At 70.0% G+C, this 24,675-nt stretch carries 19 protein-coding genes and 3 pseudogenes; 12 read left to right on the top strand and 10 right to left on the bottom strand.

The annotated features are described in order from the left end of the window. The coding region (locus tag ACFO3J_RS33265; RefSeq protein ID WP_386437714.1) for a discoidin domain-containing protein at nucleotides 1-1,537 on the top strand (1,537 nt) is incomplete at its 5' end. 79 nt (nucleotides 1,538-1,616) lie between these two features. On the opposite strand, the gene ACFO3J_RS33270 is transcribed toward ACFO3J_RS33265, so the two are convergent. Genes ACFO3J_RS33270 through ACFO3J_RS33285 form a run of 4 tightly spaced genes read right to left on the bottom strand, consistent with a single transcriptional unit; the run spans nucleotide 1,617 to nucleotide 4,457 of the window. Beyond that, nucleotides 1,617-2,135, bottom strand: coding sequence for a cytochrome P450 (locus ACFO3J_RS33270; RefSeq protein WP_386437717.1), 519 nt, complete (start codon nucleotides 2,133-2,135; stop codon nucleotides 1,617-1,619). Beyond that, the gene (locus tag ACFO3J_RS33275; RefSeq protein WP_386437720.1) at nucleotides 2,135-2,842 is read right to left on the bottom strand and encodes a hypothetical protein; all 708 of its coding nucleotides are present in this window, start codon (nucleotides 2,840-2,842) and stop codon (nucleotides 2,135-2,137) included. Before ACFO3J_RS33275 ends, ACFO3J_RS33270 begins: the two co-directional genes overlap by 1 nt. Further along, the gene (locus ACFO3J_RS33280) at nucleotides 2,823-3,620 is read right to left on the bottom strand and encodes a tRNA-dependent cyclodipeptide synthase (protein ID WP_386437722.1); all 798 of its coding nucleotides are present in this window, start codon (nucleotides 3,618-3,620) and stop codon (nucleotides 2,823-2,825) included. Before ACFO3J_RS33280 ends, ACFO3J_RS33275 begins: the two co-directional genes overlap by 20 nt. Nucleotides 3,621-3,632: 12 nt before the next feature. After that, a complete protein-coding gene (locus ACFO3J_RS33285; RefSeq protein ID WP_386437725.1) occupies nucleotides 3,633-4,457 on the bottom strand; it encodes a class I SAM-dependent methyltransferase in 825 nt (274 codons plus the stop codon). 463 nt (nucleotides 4,458-4,920) lie between these two features. Here ACFO3J_RS33285 and ACFO3J_RS33290 point away from each other — a divergent pair, with 463 nt between their 5' ends. Then, nucleotides 4,921-5,361: a VOC family protein gene (locus ACFO3J_RS33290; RefSeq protein ID WP_386437728.1), complete on the top strand. Its 441-nt coding sequence runs from the start codon at nucleotides 4,921-4,923 to the stop codon at nucleotides 5,359-5,361. 180 nt (nucleotides 5,362-5,541) lie between these two features. Here the strand turns inward: ACFO3J_RS33290 and ACFO3J_RS33295 are convergent, their stop codons facing one another. Continuing rightward, nucleotides 5,542-7,944, bottom strand: a complete 2,403-nt coding sequence (locus ACFO3J_RS33295) for an Ig domain-containing protein (RefSeq protein WP_386437731.1) — start codon at nucleotides 7,942-7,944, stop codon at nucleotides 5,542-5,544. Nucleotides 7,945-8,801: 857 nt separating this feature from the next. On the opposite strand from ACFO3J_RS33295, the gene ACFO3J_RS33300 reads away from it, so the two are divergent. From ACFO3J_RS33300 to ACFO3J_RS33310, 3 genes are all read left to right on the top strand, one after another. Further along, complete coding sequence (locus ACFO3J_RS33300; RefSeq protein ID WP_386437734.1) at nucleotides 8,802-9,527, top strand: HD domain-containing protein; 726 nt, start codon at nucleotides 8,802-8,804, stop codon at nucleotides 9,525-9,527. A 1,062-nt stretch (nucleotides 9,528-10,589) separates the two neighbouring features. Then, nucleotides 10,590-11,189, top strand: coding sequence for a SigE family RNA polymerase sigma factor (locus tag ACFO3J_RS33305; RefSeq protein WP_386437822.1), 600 nt, complete (start codon nucleotides 10,590-10,592; stop codon nucleotides 11,187-11,189). Then, complete coding sequence (locus tag ACFO3J_RS33310; RefSeq protein ID WP_386437737.1) at nucleotides 11,186-11,896, top strand: hypothetical protein; 711 nt, start codon at nucleotides 11,186-11,188, stop codon at nucleotides 11,894-11,896. Before ACFO3J_RS33305 ends, ACFO3J_RS33310 begins: the two co-directional genes overlap by 4 nt. A gap of 210 nt (nucleotides 11,897-12,106) precedes the next feature. On the opposite strand, the gene ACFO3J_RS33315 is transcribed toward ACFO3J_RS33310, so the two are convergent. Then, a complete protein-coding gene (locus ACFO3J_RS33315; RefSeq protein ID WP_386437740.1) occupies nucleotides 12,107-13,138 on the bottom strand; it encodes a hypothetical protein in 1,032 nt (343 codons plus the stop codon). Nucleotides 13,139-14,180: 1,042 nt separating this feature from the next. On the opposite strand from ACFO3J_RS33315, the gene ACFO3J_RS33320 reads away from it, so the two are divergent. The 6 genes and pseudogenes from ACFO3J_RS33320 to ACFO3J_RS33345 all read left to right on the top strand — a co-directional run bounded on the left by ACFO3J_RS33320 (nucleotide 14,181) and on the right by ACFO3J_RS33345 (nucleotide 19,636). Next, nucleotides 14,181-15,266: a glycoside hydrolase family 11 protein gene (locus ACFO3J_RS33320; RefSeq protein WP_386437743.1), complete on the top strand. Its 1,086-nt coding sequence runs from the start codon at nucleotides 14,181-14,183 to the stop codon at nucleotides 15,264-15,266. Nucleotides 15,267-15,637: 371 nt separating this feature from the next. Further along, nucleotides 15,638-15,985, top strand: a pseudogene (locus ACFO3J_RS33325) (transposase); the annotation flags it as partial. A 372-nt stretch (nucleotides 15,986-16,357) separates the two neighbouring features. Then, nucleotides 16,358-17,461, top strand: a complete 1,104-nt coding sequence (locus ACFO3J_RS33330; protein WP_386437745.1) for an endo-1,4-beta-xylanase — start codon at nucleotides 16,358-16,360, stop codon at nucleotides 17,459-17,461. Nucleotides 17,462-17,566: 105 nt separating this feature from the next. Further along, nucleotides 17,567-17,680 (top strand): annotated as a pseudogene (locus tag ACFO3J_RS33335) (IS481 family transposase); the annotation flags it as partial. A 218-nt stretch (nucleotides 17,681-17,898) separates the two neighbouring features. Beyond that, nucleotides 17,899-18,054 (top strand): hypothetical protein, encoded by a 156-nt coding sequence (locus ACFO3J_RS33340; protein WP_386437748.1) that lies wholly within the window; start codon nucleotides 17,899-17,901, stop codon nucleotides 18,052-18,054. 193 nt (nucleotides 18,055-18,247) lie between these two features. Further along, nucleotides 18,248-19,636: a serine/threonine-protein kinase gene (locus ACFO3J_RS33345; RefSeq protein WP_386437750.1), complete on the top strand. Its 1,389-nt coding sequence runs from the start codon at nucleotides 18,248-18,250 to the stop codon at nucleotides 19,634-19,636. A 510-nt stretch (nucleotides 19,637-20,146) separates the two neighbouring features. On the opposite strand, the pseudogene ACFO3J_RS33350 reads toward ACFO3J_RS33345, so the two are convergent. The 3 genes and pseudogenes from ACFO3J_RS33350 to ACFO3J_RS33360 form a co-directional block, all read right to left on the bottom strand. Continuing rightward, nucleotides 20,147-20,242: pseudogene (locus ACFO3J_RS33350) on the bottom strand (hypothetical protein); the annotation flags it as partial. A 467-nt stretch (nucleotides 20,243-20,709) separates the two neighbouring features. Beyond that, nucleotides 20,710-21,558 carry a hypothetical protein gene (locus ACFO3J_RS33355; RefSeq protein WP_386437753.1) on the bottom strand — a complete coding sequence of 283 codons (849 nt, stop codon included), beginning with the start codon at nucleotides 21,556-21,558 and terminating at the stop codon, nucleotides 20,710-20,712. 37 nt (nucleotides 21,559-21,595) lie between these two features. Further along, nucleotides 21,596-21,844 carry a hypothetical protein gene (locus ACFO3J_RS33360; RefSeq protein WP_386437755.1) on the bottom strand — a complete coding sequence of 83 codons (249 nt, stop codon included), beginning with the start codon at nucleotides 21,842-21,844 and terminating at the stop codon, nucleotides 21,596-21,598. A gap of 4 nt (nucleotides 21,845-21,848) precedes the next feature. Between ACFO3J_RS33360 and ACFO3J_RS33365 the strand changes: the two genes are divergently transcribed. After that, nucleotides 21,849-22,463, top strand: a complete 615-nt coding sequence (locus ACFO3J_RS33365; protein ID WP_386437758.1) for an MBL fold metallo-hydrolase — start codon at nucleotides 21,849-21,851, stop codon at nucleotides 22,461-22,463. Between the two features lie 264 nt (nucleotides 22,464-22,727). On the opposite strand, the gene ACFO3J_RS33370 is transcribed toward ACFO3J_RS33365, so the two are convergent. Further along, nucleotides 22,728-24,233 carry a GMC family oxidoreductase gene (locus tag ACFO3J_RS33370; RefSeq protein WP_386437760.1) on the bottom strand — a complete coding sequence of 502 codons (1,506 nt, stop codon included), beginning with the start codon at nucleotides 24,231-24,233 and terminating at the stop codon, nucleotides 22,728-22,730. Between the last annotated feature and the right edge of the window lie 442 nt (nucleotides 24,234-24,675).

Below are 24,675 nucleotides of genomic sequence, written 5' to 3' on the forward strand. Positions count from 1 at the left end.
GTACACCGTCTTCGGCGGCCGCGACCCGGTCAACCGCAGCCACGCGGCCGGCTTCTACGGCAAGTACGCCAACCAGGGCGGTCCGAGCCGGAACGTCCAGCTCAAGGACTTCGCCATCATCGGCGACATCACCGAGCGGGTGGACGACGACCAGGTCAACGGCCTCGGCGGCGCCATGTCCAACTCCACCGTGGACGACCTGTGGATCCAGCACGTCAAGGTCGGCGCCTGGATGGACGGCCCGATGGACCACTTCACCATCAAGAACAGCCGCATCCTGGACACCACCGCCGACGGGGTCAACTTCCACTCCGGCGTGACCAACTCCACAGTCACCAACACCTTCGTGCGCAACGTCGGCGACGACGGTCTGGCCTCCTGGCCCGAGCAGTCCCCGAACACCGGTGACAGCTTCACCCACGACACCGTCGTCGCGCCGATCCTGGCGAACAACATCGTCACGTACGGCGGCAACAACTTCACCATCTCCGACAACGTCATGGCCGACACCGTCAGCAACGGCGGCGGCCTGCACATCGCCAACCGCTACCCGGGCGTCAACGGCGGCGGCCCCAACGGGGTGACGGGCACCATCACGGCGGCCCGCAACACCCTGATCCGGACCGGCAACAGCGACTACAACTGGCACTTCGGCATCGGCGCCATCTGGTTCGACGGCCTCCAGGGCCAGGTGAACGCCAATATCCAGATCAGCGATACCGACATCCTCGACAGCTCCTACGAGGCGATCCAGTCCATCGAGGGCGGCGGCGTCACCGGCGTCACCTTCAAGAACGTCACCATCGACGGCGCCGGCACCTTCGCCGTCCAGGGACAGGCACCCGCGTCGATGACCTTCATCAACGTCAAGGCCAAGAACATCGGCCAAGCCGCCAAGCCCGTCTACAACTGCGAGGGCTCCTCCCTCGACCTCGTCGACGGCGGCGGCAACTCCGGCTGGAACACCGGCCAGCAGTGCAACGGCTGGCCCGCTCCGGTGTGGACCAACAGCGGCGTCCCGACCGGCGGCACCACCACGCCTCCGACCACCCCGCCGACCACTCCGCCCAGCAGCCCGCCGACCACCCCGCCGACGACGCCTCCCACCACCCCGGCCACCGTGAACCTGGCGCAGGGCCACGCGGCCTCCGCGTCCTCCTCGGTGCAGAACTACGCACCGGCCAACGCGGTGGACGGCAACGCCAGTTCGTACTGGGAGTCCAACAGCAACGCCTTCCCGCAGACACTGACCGTCGACCTCGGCGCCGGCAAGTCCGTCGGCAAGGTGACCGTGAAGCTCCCGCCGTCCGCGGACTGGGCCACCCGTACCGAGACGCTGAGCGTCCTCGGCTCCACCGACAACAACACCTGGGCCACGCTGAAGTCTTCCAGCGCGGTCACCCTCAACCCGGCCTCGGGCAACACCGCGACGCTGACCTTCACCGCCGCCAACGCCCGCTACGTCCGGCTCAACATCACGGCCAACACCGGCTGGACCGCCGCCCAGGCCTCCGAGTTCCAGGTGTTCGGCTCCTGACCGTCGGGAGCCGGTCGGGTTCCGCCATGTCGCCGCCGGCATGGCGGAGTTCCCGCCGCATGTCCCTGCGCCCGGTAACTCACGACCAGGTGACGGGCAGTTCCACCGGCCGGGTGAACAAGTAGGTGTCCGGCTCCCACGCGATGTCCTCGTGTTTGGCCGCCAGGGTCAGATCCGGGAGGTCTTCGAACAGCGTCGAGAGCGCGGTCTCCAGGAACATCCGGGCCATATTGACGCCGAGGCAGAAGTGGGGGCCGGTGCCGAAGGTGATGGCCGGGTCCTCCTGTGTGCTGCGGTCGAGGCGGAATCGGTCCGGTTGTTTGAAGTGCTCGGGATCCCAGGTCGCGGCGACCCACGGGGTGACGACGGCGTCGCCGGCGCGGATGAGCACGCCGTGCAGCTCGGTGTCGGTCAGCGCGACGCGGGGCATGGAGGTCATCCCGTTGTGATGCAGTCGCAGGAGTTCCGTCACCGCGGTGGGCCACAGGCCGGGGTCGCGCAGTACGCGGGCGAGTTGCTCGGGGTGCCGCAGCAGGGTGTAGACGCCGGTGGTGACGGGGCCGGTGACGGGCTCGGCGGAGGTGACGAAGAGGTACATCACCGTCGCTGCAACTGCTGCCGGGTGATGGTCCCGCGGTGGTGGGCGCGGAGCAGCGCCTCGATCGGGTCTCGCGGTTCGCGTCGGTCGTCGTGGTCGGCGGTCTTGGCGTCGATGACCTCGGCGGCGAAGTCGAGCATCCACCGGGTGGAGGTCTCGATGGTGGCGGCCGGTGTCGTGTAGTCGACCTGCGAGCGCAGCCGGGGCACGATCTTGCGGCGCTGTCGGGGCGGCACGCGCATGAGGTCGCAGGCCAGTGTCGCCGCGAGCGGGTGGGCGTACGCGCGGTGCAGGTCGGCCGGGTTGGGGCCGTCGCGCAGCGTCGCCACCAGGTCGGTGGCGGCCAGGGCGACCGCGGGCCGGAGGGCGGTCGCGGCGGCCGGGTTGAAGAACGACTGGACCACGCGGCGCACGACGGTGTGCGCGGGCGGATCGAGGTTGAAGATGCCGCCGGGCACGCTGTTGAAGTCGTCTCCGGCGATGCGCTGCCCGCCGGGGCCGGTGAGGTCGCGGGAGAAGCCGCGGCTCGATCCGATCGCGGTGATGTCGGTGCGGCGGGTCACCAGCCATGCCCGGTGGCCGGAGGGGAACGCCACCCGGGCCACCGGACGCTCGCGCCGCAGCAGGTCGAACATCTCCGGGGGCAGGCCGTGCCCGCGGCCGGGGAAGGAGTCGGGCCAGGTCAGTTCATCGGGGATCGTCGTCATGGTCGTTTCTCTCATCGGTGAGCACGGACAGGACGTGACCCGTCCCGACGGTGAGGCCGGGCACCCGGCCGGCGGCCACCACGTCGTAGACGGGCACTCTGCGGTGGTAGACGAACAGTGCGCTGGGGCGGCCCAGTACCCCGGTCGCATCCAGCAGCAGCGGGGACTCGGCGAAGATGTAGCGGGCGTTGTCCTCGATCTGGGCCGGTGTGGGCTCGGCGTCGGTGGAGGTCGCCAATGCCGTGCGGGTCATCGCGCGCACCGCCTCCCGCATCGGGGCCTGGGTGCGGTACGCGTTCTCGACGCGGGCCCGGATCTCCCGGTAGCGCGGATGGGCGGCGAAGCGGGTCAGCACATGGACCCGGGAGTCCGTGTCGGGCACGCCGCAGTCGGCCAGCGTGCGGCGTGCCACGTTGCGCATGTCGTGGATGACGCGCTTGGAACGCAGGACGGCGCGGCGTGGCTCCTTGCCCGCCGAGATGTACCGCAACGCCGATTCGGGGGCCCCCGGAAGGACCACGTGCACATCGGGGAAGGACACCGCGGCGCTTCGGCACAGCGCGGTCACGGTCTCGGTGGAATAGAAGGAGTTGAACGGCGACAGACCCAGCACTACGGTGCCGTACTTCTCCGACAGGCGGGGACTGCTGAGGTCGAGCCCTTCCACCTGGAACCCGCTGGGATCGGGGAGGTGCTGTGCGGCCGCGTCGTCGGGCGGGACGTTCACGCCGGTGGAGGTGCCGGGGCCGGGTGTGTGGGCTGCGGGGAGTCGGCTCATGGGAGTGGGCCCTCACTTCCGCGGGGTCGGTTCGGCGTTCCCCGTCGGGGCGGCGCCGGTGGCGGGGTCGGCGCGGGGGCCGGCTTGCGCGTCGACGATCAGCGCGTGCGGGCAGCTGAGGTAGTTGTCCCAGAACGCCTCTCCGTACCTTTCGCGGCCCTGTTCGGAGACGGTCGGACGGATCCAGGAGACGCGGTCGAAACCGGCCGCCTCGAGAGCCTGCTCATGCGCTGCCGCCGACCAGCGGAAGAAGTCCAGGTCCAGCACGTGGGGCCCGACCCACGCCCGCATGTGCCCCGGGGTGCCCTCCGCCGGTGACCGCTGCGCGCTCAGGAGCATGCCGTAGCCGCGGTACCACTGCGGATCGGTGCGGAACTCGGGGTTGAGGACCGCGGCCACGAACCGCCCGCCCCCCGCGCGCAGCGCGTGCCGCGCGGTGACGCAGAACCCTTCCAGCGCCTCCTGGGTGGGGGCGTAGGGCAGCACATACACGGCCGTGACCACGTCGAACGCCCCGGCGATGCCCGGCAGGTCACCGGCGGCCGGGTCGGCGGCGTTCGCGGCCAGGTACTCGACGCCCAGCCCCTCGCGCTCCTCACGCCGCTGTGCGTGCTCCACCATCGCGGCCGATTCGTCCATCCCGACCACCCGGGCCGCCCCGGCGCCGCGGACCCGACGGGTGTAGAGCCCGCTGCCGCATCCGAGGTCGAGCACGTCGTGCCCGCTGATGTCGCCGACCGCCTTCAGGAAGCTGTACTCCTCGATGTGCTCCCGAAACGGCATCGCCTCCATACTGTGCTCGTACGCCGCGACCGCCGTGTCGAACTGGGAATCCATCCCCGATCTCCTCACTGTTGTGTGTCATGCCCGGCCCCGTGCCGGCCCCATGACCGGTGCCACGTCCTGGAAAGCCCCCCGGGAGCGGGACAACCACTCCACTGATGCGGAGAAACCTTCGACGCCGGCATCGGCGGGCATCCCCGGTGGGGGAGCGGAGGACCTTCGGTCGATGACGCCCGTGCGACCGGGACTCCGCCCTTCGGGGCCGTGCTTCGTGTCCGTCATCCTTGCCGCGTCACGGCGCGGCAAGGGCGCACAGGCTCGCCGAAAGTGTGAACGCGTTGAATCCTTGTGCGATCGTGAAAGCCGCCAGACCCCGAAGCCCCGGCCGCGGGGCGCGAGGGGACGAACCCGTCTCCCGCGGCGCCACCCCTCGGGTCGCCGCACTCACCGCGGTGGCCTCCGGCCCAGGGACATCGGCGGCCACCCCCGGCCGCCCGAGGAAGAAGGAGAGACCAGCGTGGCGATTCAGCGGATGGACAACGTCGGCATCGTCGTCGAGGACATGGATGCCGCCATCGCGTTCTTCGTGGAACTCGGTATGGAGCTGGAGGGCAGAGCGGAGGTCGAGGGCCCCTTCGCCGACCGCTGCACCGGACTCGACGGCGTGCACTGCGACATCGCGATGGTCCGGACCCCGGACGGTCACAGCCGGCTCGAGCTGGCGAAGTACCGCAGTCCCGCGGCGATCGGCGCCGGGCCGCGCGACCGGCCGCACAACGTTCTGGGCACGCACCGCGTCATGTTCGCCGTCGACGACATCGAGGACACCGTTGCCCGCCTGCGCCCTCACGGCGCCGAACTCCTCGGCGGGATCGCCCGGTTCGAGGACAGCTACCTGCTCTGCTACATCCGCGGCCCCGAGGGCATCATCGTCGGACTGGCCGAGCAACTGCGCTGAGCGGAAGCGACCCGACCACGCGGTCGCGGCAGAGGCGCGGCAGCCGGCGGTCGCCGTCGCCCGCGTGGGGGCGGATGGATTTGCGGTGGCCGGTGCCTCGCGGGCGGTGGTGGCGCCGCGCGGGCCCGGCCGGAAGCCGTCGTCTCCCGCTCGAAGGAGGAGCGGGAGACGACGGTGGGGTCAGGAGACCTTGAGGGAGATCTTCACCGTGAGCGTGGCGTGGGTCGGCGCGGTGGAGTCGGCGACGGCGGTCATGAAGGTGTAGCTGCCGGCCTTGGTCGGCTTGCCGGTGATCGCGCCGGTCGTGCGGTTCAGGGTGAGGCCGGCCGGCAGGGCGCTGGGGGCGGTGTACGTGTACGGGGCCTTGCCGCCGGACGCCTTGACCGCGGCGCTGTAACTCTTGTTCAGCGCGGCCGCCTTGAGCGTGGTCGGGGAGAGGCTCAGCACCGGGCCGCGGATGCTGCCGGACAGGTCCAGCAGTACCCCGATGGCGGGCGAGGGCGTGCAGCCGCCGGTGGTCAGCTCCACCGCGTAGTCGCCCGCGGCATGGACCGACAGCACGGCCACCGCGCCGGGTGCCGGGGCGGCGCTCAGAGTGGCGTAGCCGGTCTGGGCCAGCGCCACGTGCACCGTCCGGCAGCTGCCGGTGCCGGTGGTGGTGTTCTGGACCAGCAGCGAAGCCGCGCTGTTGGCGTGGAAGTAGGCCCAGCTCTGGGCGGTCGCCGAGCTCAGCGCGGCGGCGTAGTTGGTGCCGCCCGCCAGCGGGCCCGCGGCCGCGGCACGGCTCGGGCCGACGGGCAGGGCCCGGGAGGCCGCGCTGAACTCGCCCGCCGCCTCCGGTTCGATGGTGTAGCCCTGGCCGAGGCTGTTGCAGCCCCACGGGGTGATTTCCACGTAGTAGCGGCCGACGCTGCTGGCGGATTCCTGCCCGGGCAGGACGAAAGCGTACGTACTGTTGACGGGCAGTGAGACCGAGCTGAGCTGCTGGGTGCTGGTCGCCCCCCACAGCGTGGCGGTGATGCCGCCGCAGGGCAGCGAGCCGTTCACGGTGGTGTTCTGGACCCGGACCGTCGCGGTGGCGGCGTCCGCCTTCTTGTAGAGGACGTACCAGTCCTGGCCGCTGCCGGACGCCAGGTGCTGCGCCGAGGCGACACCGCCAGGCAGCGGCGGCCAGGCGGTGGCGGCGCTGCCGGCGGCGCGGGCCACGGCGGTGGGTGTCCGCGCCGGGACGACCCACTCGGCGGCGGACTCGCTCTCCACCGTGTAGGTCTGTCCGCCGGTGTTGCAGCCCCAGGGGACCAGGTCCAGGAAGTACCGGCCCTGCGCGTCGCCAGCCTCCTTGCCCGGCACCGTAAAGGTGACTGTCCCGTTGGTGGCCAGGGACACCGACTGCACCTCGTTGCCGGTGCCCGCGGAACCCCAGAGCGTGGCGGTGATGCCGCCGCAGGCAGCGGAGCCGTCCACCGTGGTGTTCTGCACCCGCACCGTCGCGGTGGCGGAGTCCTGCTTCTTGTAGAGCACCAGCCAGTCCTCGGTGCCGGCCCCGTCGACCGTGCCGCCGTAGAGGGTGCCGCCTGCCAGCGGCGGCCAGGCGGAGACGATCGAGGTGCCCGCCACCGGCGTGCCGCCCGGCACCGCGGCCGGGGCGGTCCACTCCGCCGCGGCTTCCGGCTCGACGGTGTAGGTCTGTCCGCCGGTGTTGCAGCCCCACGGGACCAGCTCCACGAAGTACCGCCCCTGCGCGTCGCCGGCCTCGTTCGCGGGCACGGCGAAGGTGACCGCGCCGTTGACCGGCAGGGACACCGACTGGACCTGGTCGCGGGTGCCGGTCGATCCCCAGAGGGTGGCGGTGATGCCGCCGCAGGCGATGGTGGTGTCGGCGGTGGTGTCCTGCACCCGCAGCGTCGCGAGGTTGGCGTCGGCCTTCTTGTACAGGACGTACCAGTCCTCACCGCCGTTGCCGTTCAGGGTGCCGCCGTAGGAGTGGCCGCCCTGCAGCGGAAGCGAGGCGGAGCCGATCGAGCGCCCGGCCTGGATGTGCAGGGAGGGCGGCGCGAGCGCCGGCCCCCCGCCGCCGGTGAGCTCCAGGCTGTAGGGGGCCACCGAGGCGCAGCCCCACGTGGTGACCGCCACGTAGTAGCGGTCCGCGCCGAGTTGCCGTCCGGCGAGCTGGGCGGCGAATCCGGCGCTGATCCCGCCGGTGGAACTGAGCTGCCCCCGGGTGCCGTCCCCGTTGTAGAGCACGGCCTGGATGCCCGCGCAGGGCGCGTTCTCGGCGGCGGTACTGCGCACCGTGACGGTCACCGCGGCACCCGGCGAAGCGGCGTAGACCACCCACCAGTCGTTCGAGCCGCTCACCAGGGCGCCGGTGACGGTTCCGGTCAGCAGGCCGGCGCTGCCGATGCTCTCCCCGGCGGCAGCAGCGGCCGCGGCGGGCCGGACCGGGCCGGCCACGGCCGGCCCGCACAGGGTGACCAGGGCCGCCAGCACGGCGACGACGACGGCCACCGCCCTGACGAACGGCCGGGCCGGCCCCCGGCGCGGCGGTACGGATCTCTCCCACGGACGACGTAAACCACTCATAGCTGATCCCCCCACGAGAACAGTCCGAGCCGTGCGGGCCGGGCACGGGCAGTATGCGCCGACGGCCTCACACAGCAGTCCGATCGGGACAATACGGCTGCCCTACCGCCCGCACAAGCCGCTTCCGCAACAGTCCGTACACAGCCGGCAACACCAGCCCCAGTGACCTGACGCACCCTCAGCCCTCCCGCCGAGCCCGGGCCGGACGCAGAGGCCGTTCTTCGGCAACACGTCCGAACCGGCGCGGCACATGACGACACGCTCTCAACCCTGCGCGGGCCGGGACCACGACTCTTCGACTCTTCCCGCAGTCCGAGTACGTCCATGAAAGCGGGGTGCAGCCGCTCGTCGAGAACACCCGCCCGGGGCGGTGGCGGCGGCTCATCGGGATCCGGTTCGCCTTCCAGGTACTCGACGTACCCGTCGAACACCTCACCGTCAGTCGCCCCCCACCACACCGCTGAACGGCCCGAAGCCACCACCGGCGACCTCTACGGAGAGCCGGCGAAGGAGCGGAGGCGGGGGGTGACCGACAATTTGCTCCGCCTGGTCCGCAGCGGCCGGGGAAGCCGGTTCAGGCGTAGGCGGCCTTTTGGGAAGGCCGGTCGGACGGCCTTCCAGCACCCTGGCCCGGACTGCTTCAAGCAGTTCGTCATCGGTCACGACGAGATCCTCGCCGACGCCGTGTCGCCATCGTCACCCTGCCTCACGGGGGTCCGCTCCCTCGCTCGTTCTTGTGATCCTGCGATGTGTGCTCCGCCGGGCGGGTGACAAGGGCGGTGCGGGCGCTGTTTTTTCTGGTGGGATCGGTCAGCCCGGCCCGGTGCCGGGAGCATCACGATCCGGAAGGTCTCGCGTTGTCCCACAGCCAGCACGACTACACCCGTGTGATCTGCCCGCCGGCGGCCGCCACCCTCGGAACCGGGAGCCATCTGCCCGGCGACCAGGTGCTGGCCTCGCTCGGTCCGGGCGAGGTGTTCATGATGGGCGACCACCACGCACTGCCGACGATGCCCGAACAGCCCACGCTGGCCGACTTCTTCCGGCTGCGGCTGGCCCTGGACCCGTTCACCGTGCGGCACATGCTCCAAAGCGCCCGCCGGGCCCGGCAGCAGGGCATGGACGACAACGTGGTGCTGGCCTGCCTGCTGCACGACATCTCCGTCGCCGGGCTGCTGCGCAGCCATCATGGCCACTGGGGCGCGCAACTGGTCGAGCCGTACGTCGACGAGGAAGTGGCGTGGGCCATCCGGCAGCACGAGGTGCTGCGCTACTTCCCGGACGACAGCGTCGGTTACGGCTATCCCAAAGCCTACGAAGTCTTCTTCGGAACCGAGTACCAGCCCCCGGCACACGCCCGTCAGGCCTACCGCACCGCTCGTCGCCACCGCTGGTACATGTCGGCCCGCATGGTCACCGTCAACGACGTGTACACCTTCGATCCCGACGTGGACATCGAATTCGACGAGTTCGAAGACATCGTCGCCCGCCGCTTCCGCCAGCCGCCCCAGGGCCTGGGCTTCGACAACTCCCCTGTCGCCCACATGTGGCGCACCATGATCTGGCCCAACAACTTCCTATGAGAACCGCCCGACCCGGCACCTCCCTTTCGCTCCGCACCTGAGCGACCTGCCCGACCTGCGCGACCGAGCACGACATCGTGCCCGTCACCTGTCGGCGGTTCCTCACGCACGTCGGCGCCTCAGGCGTGGCGCCGAAGCCGAGCTGGGTGTGCGCGGTCCTGCCGTGGGGGGCGCTGGACTCCCGCGCTCGGGGGCACACCGACCAACTCTCGCCGGCGGGCTCACCCGGGTATGACCGCCTATCTGGCCCGGATCATCATCCGCGGCTCCGCCGCGGTGGCCGAACTCGGCTGATGACCGCGCCGCGGCCGCCGACGCCGGTCGGCACCTTCCGGATGCCGATGGAGCTCCACCCGACCGAGGCCTTCGTGTCCAGGCGCGAGCGCTCGACGCTCCACCGGCAGCCGGAGGCCCGACCGTGCTCCAGGTACAGCCACACCCCGGTGCCGGGCGGAATCCAGGCACCGATGGTCGTGCCGACCAGCTCCGCGCTGAGCACCCGAGCGGGGTGGACCGTCTGCTCCTGGCCGCCGCGACGATCCGGAGTCCGCGCCAGCGGACCGTCCGACCGCCGGCGGACCCGGGGATGCCAGGCCCGCACGCCGCGCCCCCGGACCGTACCGATCACCGACCACCAGCAGGTCAACCACCCCACCGTATGAAGAAGTAACGGCCTCAGCGGCGAGTTCCATCAGTACCGACTGGCGGCATGACCGCATGGACGCAATACGCGGCAACGACACTCCGATGCTCTTCGGCGGCCGTGCAACCTTTCGCCGGCGCAGGGGGTGAGTAGAGCGGGGCCCGCGCCTGCACGGCGGGGTTCCGCCGGTGAGGAACCGGGCGGTGCCGCTCCGATCGGGCCGCTGCCGGCCCGGTCCGCGCCGACGGACACGAGAGCAGCGGAACGCAGGATGAACAGGAGCGCGATGCGGATCTGGAGGAGTGTCGCCGGCAGAGGCGCGGCGGCGAGCGGTGGCGCGGAGGAGCTTCTTGAAGGGCTCTGACATCGCGCCGCAGGAGGCGCGGGCAGCGTCGCGGGACCGTCAGCCTGCGGGCGGTATGCCTCGGCGGTCCGCGCCGCCCGGCCCGGCGCCGCAGGACGACGAGAGCTGGGACTTCGACACCTTCGCTGCCACGCGCTGGCCCCACCTGATGCGCACCGCCTACCTGTTGACGGGAGACCACCACGACGCCGAGGACCTGGTGCAATCCACGCTGGCCAAGGTCTACCTCGGATGGTCGCGTATCCGTTGCCTCGACGTACCCGACGCCTATGTGCACCGCGCCCTCGTGAACAACAACATCAGCCGCTTTCGCAAACGCCGGGTCGCGCATCTGCTGACCCCGCTGCTGCCCGAACGCGCCCGCGCCGACCAGCACTCCCGCATCGAGGACCGCGCCTTACTGATGACTGCCCTGGCCACATTGCCGCCGCGCCAGCGGGCCGCAGTCGTCCTTCGGTACTGGGAGGATCTGAGTGAGCAACAAGTCGCCGACATCCTGGGGTGCTCCCTGGGCAACGTGAAGAGCCAGGCGAGCAGAGGGCTGCGCAAGCTGCGCGACCACCCGGCGCTGGCGGAACTGGCCGGGGCGCCCGCTCTTGGCCCGACCGGGACCGCCGCGCTCGCCCGGCGTGCCGAGAAAGGTGCGGCCCCGTGAAGCCATCACCGCACGACGACTGTCCGGACGACACCGAAAGCGCCGTCCGGCATGCCCTGCGTACCGCGGCCAGCGCGTTCACCCCCTCGCCCTGGCCCGCGGAAGCGGTACGGGAACGCGCCGGCAGACAGCGCCGCGCCCGCCGTCTCGCGACCGTCCTCCCGATAGCGGCCGCCGTCATGATCGCCGCCGTCCTGGCAGCGGGGGAGATGCGCGACCGGGCGACGGGCAGACCATCCGGACTCACGCCGGCGGCGTCCGGGCGCAGCACAGCAGGCACTGAGGGGTCGGCGGTCGAGGTGGTCCCGCCGGGCCGGTCCGTCGACATCGGGGCGGGTCTGCGCATGCGCTTGGCCCCGACCAAGGTCTGCTTCTCCTCCGCCGGAGGCGCGTGGCAGTGCGAGGCCGCCGCGAGCGATGACGGCGGTGTCCCCTGGATCGACCCCCGGGTACGAACCGCGCCGAACGGCACCGTGTACGTCCCGCTCTTCATCGGCCCCCGCAGCCCGGCGCACATGACCCTTACCATGCAGGGCCACCATTACCCGCTCCGGTTGGCCACGCTGCCCGGAGCCCCCGGATACTCCGTCGGCTATCTGGCCACCGCGAAACCCCCGGCCTCCGGCGCCCTTCCCGAAACGACGGTGACGGCGTACGGCCAGCGGTGGGACATCCTGGCCACGGTCACCGGGTCGGCAGAGAACTGACCGTGGAGGAATCCGGGCCCGGAGGGAACCGGCAGGCGGGCAGCCGTCCGCGACGGACACGGGCAGGAGGAGCCCCCGCTCCCGACACCGGACCGCGCCGGCGTCGCGGGGCAGCGCGGCAGCGGGGGGAGCGGGGGCAGCAGGCAACCGTACGCCGTCGGGCCTTTTGGCCTGACCCGCCGGCTCAGCGACAGCCGCCCCCGCCACGGGTCAGAACCGTGAAGTGGTCCGGGCGGCGAACGGCGGGAAGATCGACTCGCCGAACGGACCGGTGCCCACCACGAGCACGCTCTTGCCCGCCGGTCCGGCCAAGGCGCCATTGATACCGGAGGCCGTCGCTGGCGCGGCGACCTCACGGCCGCGCCCGGACGAGGTCAGGGGAAGCGTCACGCCGTAGGCGGCGACAGTGGCGGCGCTGTCGACGTACCCGAACGCGACCGGGCCGGCTGAAGTGAACGCCACATCCTCCAGCTGGGCATGGGCCGCCGCGGGCAGGGACACCTGGTGCCACGCGCCGCCGACAGCGTGCAACGCCAGCGTGTGGCGTACTCCGTCGGCCCCCACCCGGTAGCCCACCGCCCAGGTGCCGAGCACCGGATCGGTGCGCACACCCTCGAGCCAGATCTCGTCGTCGCCGACCGCGGGCAGCGGGACCTCCGTCCAGGTACGCCCGTCGTAGTGCGCGGACAGGTTGCCGGCACCCACCGCCCAGACATCGCTCGGCCCCGCGGCGCTGAGGGAGGTGACGTAACTGAACGCCGGGAGCCCGCTGAACGCAGCCGGTGTTACCGCGGTCCAGGTCCGGCCGTCCCAGTGGGCCAGACCGGGCGCGTCGCTGATCAGGCCGCCGGCCCATACGTCCTTGGCCGAGAGTGCGCACAGTCCGTAGAACTGACTGCCGGCCGGAAGGACATCGGCCGGGGTCTGGTGCCAGACCGTGCCGTCCCAGTGCTCGATCAGCGGCTGCATGCCGCTGCCGGGCGCGTCGGTCTCGATGTCACCGCTGGCCCAGACGTCGTCGGGGGCGACTTCGGCGACTCGGCTGTCGAGACGACTGCCGTAGGTGCGGACGTTTCCCGCTGCCTGAACCGGGACCGGGGTCTGCACCCACGAGTTGCCGTCCCAGCGGCTGGCGGCGGCTCCAAGAGTGGCCTGCCCGTCGTCCGTCAGGGAGAAGCCGGTGGCCCAGGTGTTTCCAGGGGTGCCATCGCCGCCGATGCCCAGAAGGTTGCCCCAGCGCATCTGCACCGGGGTCTGCTGCCAGGTGACTGTCGCGGCAGCCGCACGTATCGCCGCCCGGTTCCCGGACGGGGCGGCCGACGCATGACCCGTACCTGCGAGTGCGGCTGCCGCGAGCACGCAGACCATCCCCGGCACCGTGAGCCGCCGTGCCGCCCCCGCGCGTCCGCGCGGCGGCGTCCGCCCCGCTGGCGCTGCGCCGCTCTGCCCGTCCCCTGACCTGCCGATACCGCTCATCATCGAATTTCCCCACTTTCCGGTGGTGGTGCGCGCTGCCGGACTCCCGGCGCTGCCCCGGCCCGGACGGCCCGGGTTCCGCTCTACTCACCCCACCGCTCCGCGGAAGGTTGCACCGACGGCCACTTCGGGCCAGCGGGAGCGGGGTCTCTCCTCCGCCTGCCGCACCGTGCCGCCCACCGGGCGTATGTACCGGGCCGGGCCGACCCGGAGCGTTGGTGGTAGGGGGTGTTGGCGTCAAGGGCTCGTTCGCACCTGCTCCTGAGGCGGGGACGGGACGACTATGCCGATGTCGGTTTCGCGGGCTCGCCAGGGCCTTCGCCGCAACGACTCAAGGTGAGCCTCAGCGGCGTGGAACAGCGCCTACACGGGGCGACCTGGAAGATCTCCGCCACCCCACAGGCCGCCAGGACGCGCTCAGGCACTTTCGAAACTTTTCGTAATGATGGACCTCGCTGGTGGCTGTTCTGCCACCCGCATTGCCGATGTGTGGATCAGCCAGAGCGACTTCACCGTCCCTCATGGCCTCTGATCAGGGAATTCGTCTGACCTCCGAACGCGCCATCAGGAGAAATATTCGAAACTTCTACCGAAACTATTGACACCCCAGGAGCGCGGATCAGACTGTTCGGCATCCCCGGTGACCCGTCGCCGGTGATCCGGGCCGCACCATGACCCGGTCCTCCGGTCGCAGTACTCCTGGCAGCCGGAAAGTGCGTCATGCCCCCGTCGTCCAGGTCATCCCGGCCGGTGACGACCGGCGCCACGGCGCGCAACCTCCCCCCACGCCCATTGGAGGAAACACCCCATGAGGACACTGACCCACGACATGCGTCGCAGACGCGATGTCGTGGCCGCCATCCGAGCGATTGTCGCCGTGGCGGCTGCGGTCATGGTCGCCTTCGCGCTGCCCGGCGCGGCTCAGGCCGACACGACCATCAACTCGAACAGCACCGGCACCAACAACGGCTATTTCTACTCGTTCTGGAGCCAGAACAGCGGCCAGGCGTCCATGACCATGGGGGCCGGCGGCCAATACAGCACGGCGTTCAACAACGTGGCCAACTTCGTGGCCGGCAAGGGCTGGAATCCCGGCAACAGCAACCCGGTGACCTACTCCGGCACCTTCAGCACCTCCGGCAACGCCTACCTGTCCTTGTACGGGTGGAGCACCAACCCGCTCGTCGAGTACTACATCGTCGACAACTGGGGCTCGTACCGGCCGACCGGCACCTTCAAGGGCACCGTCACCTCTGACGGCGGCACCTACGACATCTATGAGACGCAGCGCGTCAACGCCCCCTCGATCGAGGGCAACAGCTCGACCTTCAACCAGTACTGGAGCGTCCGCCAGTCGAAGCGGACCGGCGGCACCATCACCGTGGCCAACCACTTCAATGCCTGGGCCAGCCATGGCATGAACCTCGGCACCATGAACTACGAGATCCTGGCCACCGAGGGCTACCAGAGCAGCGGCAGCTCCAACATCACCCTCGGCAGCGGCAGCGGCGGTACAACACCGCCGACCACGCCGCCTCCCACGACCACACCACCGAGCACGCCCCCGAGTACGCCGCCTCCGGGCAACGGCAGCGGCTGCTCGGCGACCTTCACCAACTCCTCCGACTGGGGTGCCGGCTTCACGGGTGCGGTGACCGTCAAGAACAACGGTTCGGCCGCCATCAACGGCTGGACAGTGAAGCTGACCTTCCCCGGCAACCAGACCGTCACCAATCTGTGGAGCGGCAGCTACACCCAGTCCGGTAACACAGCGACCGTGAACAACGCGGACTACAACGGCACCCTGGGAGCCGGTGCCAGCACTGCCTTCGGGTTCAATGCCAACTACTCGGGCAGCAACGGCGCTCCGACGGTCTCCTGCACCGCCCGCTGAGACGCCGCTGACGCGGGGCTGAGCCGGCACCGACCGCGATGAGGACGAGGGGTGGGCACCAGGACTCCGGTACCCACCCCTCGCCCTTGCTCGGAGTCCCGACCGATGGGTCGGGGCTCCGAGCACCGGCGGCTCCGCTTCCTGCGGAGACGAAGCCGCCGGACGGGAGCGGCGGCGCAGTCGGCTACTGGGTGCCGCTTCGTTGAACGCGACGGTGGATCGCGGTCGGCGGCCGCGCGGTTGACGGACACGCGGTTGGGGAGTCCTGTTGTTCGAAACTTTCGATCGCCGTAGTGGAGTGATGCCGGGGAAGTCAGCGGCTCTGGCGCATTCCGAGGCTGTCTCATTTGGTCCATGCGTAATCTGGCGAGGTGACGATCGTGGAGCGACTGGTTCCGGACGGGCTGTGGGACCTCTTCCAGTGCGTGGTGCCAGCCGCCCCGACCCGACCCCAGGGGGGTGGCCGGCGGCGGTACGGCGACCGGGAGGTGCTGGCCGCGATCGTCTTCGTCGCGAGCTCCGGGTGCGCCTGGCGGCAGTTGCCCGCGCTCTTCGGTCCCTCGGGCCCGACTGCTCACCGTCGGTTCACCGAGTGGAGCCGGACGGGGGTCTGGGCCGAGTTGCACCGCCTGCTCCAGGACGGAGCCGGCGCCGACGGCGACCTGGCATGGTCGCGGTGCGTGTTGGACGCGGTCGCCCTGCGCGCGCCGGAGGGGCGGAGCTGAAGGGGTCCCGTGCTGCCCGGCCGCGGCGGGGCAGTCCACGTCGCTCCCGGGCGGGCGGACCGGCCTGTCGCCCGCGGAGCCGGGGCCGGGCCGGTCGCGGGTGAGTCGCAGCGCGGACCGGCGGCGGCCACCGGGGCCGGGGGCGGTGCTGCTGACGGACCGTCGAGGGGATTTCGGCAGCCGAATGAGATGCCCTGACAGTGGCATTTCGGATGTGCCCGCGCCATTGACTCGCCGAGATCGGCGGGTCTAACTTGCAGCTCCGATCGAACGCTGGCCCGAAACTTTCGAGGCCGCCGACCCCCGGGAGTCGCAGTGAAGCTTCGACGCAGATCCGCAGTTGTCGCCGCATGTGCCGCCGCTCTCATGCTGGTCCCCGCCGCTGTCGCGTTCGCCCACGAGAACGGCACGGCCGCCGATACCTCCCTGCGGGCGCTCGCGTCCAAGCAGGGCCTGCGTTTCGGCACCGCCGTCGACGCGTCCCAACTGGGCACCAACAAGGCCTACACCGGCATCGTCAATACCCAGTTCTCCGTTGTCACGGCCGAGAACGCCATGAAGTGGGACGCTGTGGAGCCCAGCCAGGGCGTCTACGACTGGAAGGCCGCCGACGATCTGGTGCGGTCCGCGCAGCACAACGGGCAGGCGGTCCGCGGCCACACCCTCATGTGGCACAACCAGCTCCCGAGCTGGCTGACCACCGGGGTCGGCGACGGCTCCATCAGCAACGCGCAGCTGCGCGACATCCTCCGCAGGCACGTCACCGACGAGGTCACCCACTTCAAGGGCAAGATCTGGCAGTGGGACGTGGTCAACGAGGTCTTCGCCAACTCCTGGGAGACCCCGCAAGCGGACGGCCTGAACGCCGACGACTTCTGGATTCAGCACCTCGGCTCGGGCATCGTCGCCGACGTGTTCCGCTGGGCACACAAGGCGGACCCGAAGGCCCTGCTGATGTACAACGACTACAACATCGCGGGCGAGGACGGGACCAACGTCAAATTCCAGGCTGTCTACACCTTCGTCAAGCACCTGCGCAAGCAGGGTGTCCCGATCGACGGCATCGGCGAGCAGGGCCACCTCGACACCCAGTACGGCTTCAACGCCCAGCAGTACCAGGCCGATCTGCAGGCCTTCGGCGACCTGGGTCTGAAGGTCGCCGTCACCGAGGCCGACGTGCGCACCTTCGTCAACAACGCTACCGACCAGGTGCCCACCAGCTCGCTCGCCGAGTTCGCCCAGCCCTACGAGTTCTCCGAGCTGCTCAAGGGCTGCGAGCTCGTCCGCCAGTGCATCTCTTTCACGGTCTGGGGCGTCCACGACGGGGACTCGTGGATTCCGGGGACGTTCAGCGGTGAGGGCTACGGCCTGCTCTTCAACGTCAGCATGCAGCCCAAGACGGCGTACTCCACACTCCAGCAGGACCTGAAGACCGCGGCAGGCGTCCCCCGCCACGGCTCCGGGAGCTAGTAGGTGTATTGATCACGAGCGTTGTTGACACGTGCCGGTGCTTGATCATGGCGAAGACCTCCGGTGTGGTGGAGCTGTCTAGGACTGCACCGCACGGAGGTCTTCGTGTCCCACCGTAATGCCCGGCTGACCGTTCACGGCAGACGAATCCTTGTGCGTGTCCGCTCGGGTCGCCCGGTCGCGCATGTGGCCGCCGCGATGGGCATCTCACGGAACTCACCTTCGGCGTCACCCACACCACCAGCCGCGGGATCCAGTCCAGCCCCGTCATCGCCCTCCTCGGAAAATCCTTCGCCAACCGCGAAGGATCCATCCGTCACCCGTGCCCCGAGCTGTCCATCACCGATGTCTTCGCCGACAACCTGCGCACCATCATGTTCGGCCTCGCCCAGGAGACCCTCTCCGAACAGCAGGCCGCCCGAACCGCATTCGAACTCATGATCGCCGCGCCCGGCAGTCTCCAGCAGGCACGCGGCATCCTGCGCGACCTCGCCGACCACCACCTCACCCCGGATGCTGCGGCCGGCACACACCACACCCGCCCAGCATTCATCCTGGCCTCGGCCATCATCTGGAGCAGCCGCAGAAGATAACCGCGAACGGTCGCCGGACACCGACAGCAGCTCTGCCCCACCGTGCGCCCGGTACAGGGCAGCGCATCACAGATCAACGGGGAACCGAACCCGGGCCCGGCGCCCGCCGGAGCGTCGGGATCACCGATCCGACCGAATGCACCACGAGTGCCGGGGTAGGCGGCTGGTCACATCTCGTCGTTACGGGGGTCTCATGTCTGCCCATGAACGTCCTGCTGGCCCTTCCGGCCCGCGGACCGGCGATGTCCTCGACGACCGGTACCGGTTGGACGAGATCCTGGGCACCGGCGGGACTGCCGACGTCTTCCGGGCGGCCGATCTGAGGCTGCGCCGCGAGGTGGCGGTCAAGGTGTTCCGCCCGGGCGCCACCGCCATATCCGCCGATCGGTTCTGCGAAGAGGCCATCCTGCTCGGCCGGCTGGCGCACCCGGCTCTGCTCGCGGTCTACGACGCAGGCCGGTACCTCGGCGGTGCCTACGTGGTGATGCACCTGGTGAAGGGCATCACTCTGCGGGAGCGCATCCATGACGGAGCCCCGCTCACCGATGCGGACGTGGCACGGCTCGGCGGGCAGTTGGCCCTCGCGCTGGCGCACGCCCACGCGGCCGGGATCGTCCACCGCGATGTGAAGCCCTCGAACGTCCTGCTCGGTCCCGACGAAACCCCGTATCTGGCCGACTTCGGAATCTCGCGTCTTATTGACGAACCCACCCGAGCGGAGCCTGGCACCGTCGTCGGCACGGTGCCCTATCTGGCCCCGGAACAGGTTCTCGGCAGAGGTTCCAGTCCGGCCAGCGACATCTACTCGCTTGGACTGGTTCTGCTCGAAGCGGTGAAAGGCGAAAAAGAATATCAGGGGGCGCCGCTGGAAGCGAGTGCGGCTCGGCTGCTCCGGTCGCCGGAGATCCCGCAGCGGCTGTCGGCAGAGCTGGCACACGTCATCGAGGCGATGACCCGCACCGAGCCCCGGGAGCGACCCGACGCCCAGCGCTGCGCCGAACTGCTGCACCGAGCGGCCCTCTCCCGTTCACCGCGTGCGGGTGCCGCCCTCGATGTCCCCACCCGACCCAGCCGGACCACCGGCCATGGTGATCCCGCGCGCCCAGGGCGCCAGCGGGGTGCGCTGGCCGGCCTCACTGCCGTCGTCGTGCTGGCCGCGACGGGGGCGACTCTGCTGGCCATGGACGGCGGCCCCACCGCCCAGGACGCGACCACCCACCGCTCTGCCCCGGCCAGTCCGGACAGTCCGGCCAGCCAGGCCACTCCGACCGGCACACCGTCCAGCGGGGGCAGAGCAGCGCCGATCGGCTCCCCGACGACCGGCGCACCTTCCGGAAAGCCACGACACTCAGTCGTGCCGAAACGGTCCCTCCCGGCTGGCCACCCTGCCCCGCCCGCGGCCGTAAACCGGCCCGCGCCGGCCGCCCATCCGGCTCCCCCCGGCAAGAAGAAAGCACCGGCGCCCGCGGCCAGGGGAGCCGGATCGCCGCAGCATCCAGCCGCTGGAAAGAAGAAGGCGGCGGGCGTGCAGCCAGCCCCCGCGGCCGGCCCGGGCACGGTGGCCAAGCTGCTCCAGCCCTAGTACTCCCGTTGCAGTTCGCCATTGCTGCTGGTCAGGGGTACCTTTCTGAGTGTATCGGGCTGATACGCCGTCAGGGGAGTCTGCCTTGTCGCCCATTCCCGGGCGCTGACCTGGTCGGTGGGTGCCTGGCCCAGGGGGACGCGGGAGCGGTGCAAGGAACGCCTGCCTGAGCTGGGGGTCGCTGGCGGCGTTGGCGCGGACTCTGCCGGCACGGATGGCCGCGTCCGCCCAGTTAGTTCTGGCCCATCCTCGCAGTACCGATGCGCTGTCCACCGTCCTCGTTGCGAACCCGGGTGGGGACACGGTCGCCGCGGCAGATCGTCTGCGTCCTCGGCGGCGCGTGCCAGGGCCGCGCAGCTCACCGGGCAGACCGGGCAGGGTGCGACCTGGGCTGCCCAGTGCTCGGGCTCCTCGGCCGCCCAGGTGTGCCGGACACCTCCACACAGTCCTGGACCGTTGGCTGAACCACCGTGTTCCGGACTGTGATGCGTCGAGGTGCCAGAGCTGGATGGTGGAGTCGCCACAAGCCCCGGCCACCGTGCGGCCGTCGTGGCTGAAGGCGACCGACCAGACGGCGCCATAGTGGCCGGTGAGGGGGCGAGGCATTCCGCATAGCCTCACGGACGGCGGAGACCACCTCGAGCGCCAACTCGCAGGGTGCGCCTATCAGGCAGGCGGGTCACCCGGTCGGACGGCCACGCGCACAGATTGCCCGTCAGAAGATCTCGTATCGCTGCCGGGCCGGCCTTGCCCCAGCCCAAGTTGAGGACATCCGGATGGGCGTCCTTGGCGTTCCCGATCAGCAGGGCACGGGACCTGGACAGATCACGGTCCACCGAGCAGCTCCTCCAGGAGCGGGAGAGCTTCCTCGAGGGTGTCGGCCGTGATCTCCAGCGTCGTAGCGCCGTGCCGGATCGTCTTTCTCGAACGCACCGAAGGCGCGGTGGCCGTGCGACGATGACGCCGGCACGGTCGCCCCTGCCCGGGAACCAGCGGCGCCCGGGCTGATCAGCCTGGTCTCTGCTGGGCCGTTCAGTCCGGCGCCGGGTCATGAGGGCCGGTCGAGGAGGACGCTATCGGTGCTCGGCGCGCCGCCGGGCCGCGGCGCGCTTGCCCCCGCGCCGCTCTGTCGCCGAGCCCCGGCGCGAGCTGTCGGCCCGACGCGGGGCGCCTTGGTGTCCGTCGGCGCCTGCTGGCGCTTTCCGGTGCCGGTCGACGGCGCCGCGTCGCACCTTGTGCGACCGCGCATCCGTCTCCTCGGCGTCGCCCCGGTCGTCCTCGTCCGCGGTGCCGCTTTCTTCTGCCTCGTCGGCGACTCGCCCGGCGCTGCCGCTGACATCCCCGGCGATCTTCCGGGCGTCCTCGGTTGCTCCTTCGACGGCTCGGCCGGCCCCGCCGCCGACCTTCTCAGCGGACTTCCCGGCCCCCTCACCGACGTTCCCCACCCCGCTTCCGGCACCGCGGCCGATGTCACCGGCGGCCCGGCCCGCACCGGACCCGACGTCGTCAACAGCGGATCCGACGGAGGACGTGAGATTTTCGAGGATCTGCGGATTCCGGTCGATGGTGGTCAGCACCCGGCCGATGACCTGCGCCAAATTGTCCAGCCGGACCTTGAGCAGCGCCTGCGCGTCCACACCGGTGATGTCGAGCTTCACCCGCCCGAGGACCAGGTCGACGCCGACGTTGAGCTTCAGCAGATCGAGGACCTCGGCCTGGAGCGAGACCCGACCTCGCAGATCCTCGACCTCCAGATCGATCTCGTCCACATGCAGCGTGGGCACGTCGAGCAGGACATCCGGTGTCTGCTGGGCCTGCTGGGCCTGCTGGGCCTGCGGCGCCGCTGTGGGGTCCGGAGTCTCGTCACCGACCTCCGGCGTCTGCGACCGCTTCTGCTCTTCGATGATCTCCGCGTCGCCCATGGCATCCCTTGAATTGCTAGAAAACGGACAATCCCCCTCATTCCACGGTAACGCCGATGATCCAGCCCGACAGCAGAGGCCGGACGCCTGGCGGCCGAGCCGGTGGCGCGGGCCCGGTCGGCGGTGGCGGGGCATGAGAGGCGGCACATCGCCCGGTCGGGTGGCTGAGGGATTCCATCGGCACGGCGGCGACGATCGTGGCCAGCACCCGGTCCCGGGCCTGGGTGAAGACCTCCTCGGGCAGGACTCGCAGCGCGGCGTCCAGGCGCAGCATCGCCAGGCCCACGGCGATGCTCGTGGACCCCGCCGCCCCGGCCCCTGCGCCGAAGGTGCTGGCCAAGCTCACCGAGACCCACGCCAAGCTGCAGCTGATCGTGCTGACGCATTTCCACTACGACCACGTCGGCGGTGCTGACGCCCTGCGCGACGCTACTGGCGCCCGCGTGGCCATCCACCACGCCGATTCCGGCGCGCTGCGCGCCGGCGGCCAGCTGTACGTGACCCCCCGCCGGCCCCTCGGCCGGGTACTCGCCCCCAGTGTCATGCGCGGGTTGGAAGAACCCGTCATCCCAGACCTCGAACTCGACGACGATGAAGACCTCACCCAGCACGGTGGCATCGGCCGGTCCTTCTGGACCCCCGGCCACACCCCCGGCTCGGCGAGCGTGCAGCTGCCCACCGGCACCGTCCTGGCCGGAGACGCCTTCGGCGAGGCCCTTTTCCCGCGGCACGGCGCCGAACTCCCGCTGTTCGCCGACGACCTGGACATCGCCCGGCGAAGCCAGCTCGCCATCATCGACGCCGCCCGCGGCGACGTACGCGTCGCGCACTACGGGCGCCTTCAGGAACGCTCACTGGCCAAACTGGCACAGCGCCTGCGGGGCGCCGACGCACGGCCGGCATGAGCCGCGCCTGTCCGACCGAGTGGCCCAGCCGGCAGACCCGCAACATCGCCAAGACCAGCCGGGCGATCCGCGATGATCTTGATGGATTGTTGGTGGCCCGGGAGAGCGCGACGTCGGGGGGCGTTGCCGGCCTGGGTGTGGCCCTTGCGAGCGGCGAAATCGAAAAGCGCGGGAACCCCGACCACCCGGCCGAGACGGACAGCACCTCGATACCGTCTGCACCGTATCGACGCGCGAGAGGACCGTCGCGGTCGCCGAGTGCCGTTATTCGCTGGACGCCAGATACGCGGCTGCCCGTTCCGCGATTGCCAGGACCGTCGCGTTCGGGTTGCCCGAGATAATCGAGGGCATAACCGAAGCGTCGGCAATGCGAAGTCCGCTGATTCCATGAACGCGAAGGTAGGGATCCACCACCGAGTGAGTGTCCGTACCCATCCGGCAGGTACCGATGAGATGATTGTACGAGAAAAGGCTGCGGCGGATGTAATGGCGGATATCGCTGTCGTTCCGGCTATCCGCGCCGGGGGCTACCTCTGCCTCACGCCATTCCGTCAGCGCCTTAGCCTCGCCGATTTTCCGGGCCTGTCGCACACCCACCAAAAGCCGGTCCATATCGCGTTCGTCGCCCAGGTAATTCGGGTCGATGAGGGGATGGGCGGAAGGGTCGGCGTTGACAAGACGAATCGACCCGCGGCTGGCAGGTTTCATCAGCGAGACGGTCACGGTGTATCCGCTCTCGGCTCCGGGCCGTGCACGCGGATACAGGGGAAAATCGAAGAAGATGATCTGCAAGTCCGGCTGTCCGGAGAGGCCGCTGCTGAAACGGATCAGGGGTCTGCGGACGAAGGCCCTGCCTACTTCTTGCGAAGCCGAGTAGGAAATGGGCGTCAGTGTGTGGTCCTGCAAGTTCTCTCCGATTCCGGGGAGGTCCGCCACCACGTCGACTCCGACTTCGCGCAGATGATCCGCCGGACCCACTCCTGACACCATCAGGAGCTGCGCCGACCCGATCGTCCCGCTGGCGAGAACGACCTCACGCCGCGCGTAAGCCGTTTTTTCCTCGTTGCCTCGGCTGTAGACCGCCCCGCGGCATGCCCCCTTGTCAATGAGGAGCTTGCGGGCTGGCGCGTTGGTGAGCACGGTCAGATTGCGACGATGGAGGACGGGTCGCAGGTATGCGTCGGCGGCGGACTGGCGCGCACCGTCAACGACGTTCACTTCGCTCCAGCTCACGCCTTCGCCGTCCGCACCGTTGAGGTCGTCTGTTCGGGAATATCCTGTTTCGATCGCAGCGTCCATCACAGCATCGAACAGTGGATTGACTTGATCGGATGGACCCACGCGCATCGGGCCGCTCGTACCCCGGTAAGAAGGATCACGCCCCGGCGCGGTTTCGCTCCGTTTGAGAAAGGGCAGCACCGACTGATAATTCCAGCCTGTAGCCCCTGCTGTTTCCCAGTCGTCATAGCTGAGGGGATGGCCTCGGAAATGCAGCAGTGCATTGATGCTGCTTGACCCCCCGAGCACCTTCCCGCGCGCCAGCGGATGCACGGCGTCGTCCGTCTGGGATTGCGGCGTGCTCGAAAAACCCCAATCGACTTCCGTGCCGGCCAGCATGGGCCACAAGGCCGGATCCGACATGATCGGCGGCCCGTCCGCCGCTCCGGCTTCCAGCAGCAAAACCGTGGTAGCCGGATCTTCGGACAGCCTGTTCGCCAGGACGCAGCCAGCGGTCCCGCCGCCGATCACCAAATAATCGAAGTTTTCCATGGGAGATCCCCTTCCTATACGTCCGTTTTACATGACGCCGTTGGCGCGGTTCTCTGCGACACGCTCTTGCCGGGGCCTTACGGAATCGTGAAGGTGGTCCTGTACGGAAATCCTGGTGCGCTGGCGCCGCCTGAGCCGATCTCATCAGGGATGTTCTGGGGCGGACGGCCCTGGCACAGGGCGGCGAGCAAGGCCAGGAACCGCTGGTCGCCTGCCGGAAGGGCACTATGTGTGAAAATAGTGGTGCTGGCCGGATCGATGCCGGCGGCGAGCAGCACACGGTTGTGCGGTGTGCCGAAATAGTGGCCGAGGTGAAGGGGGCGGCCAGGGCGGTCGGCTTTCAATACACAGAATCGCCCGGCGGCATTGTCTACGAGGTTTTCGAGCTCCGTTTGGGAAGCGCGGGGGTGGACCGGGCCGTACGAGGGCTCCACCCCCGCTA

Source organism: Streptomyces polygonati, from assembly GCF_042650325.1.
Lineage (GTDB): Bacteria > Actinomycetota > Actinomycetes > Streptomycetales > Streptomycetaceae > Actinacidiphila > Actinacidiphila polygonati.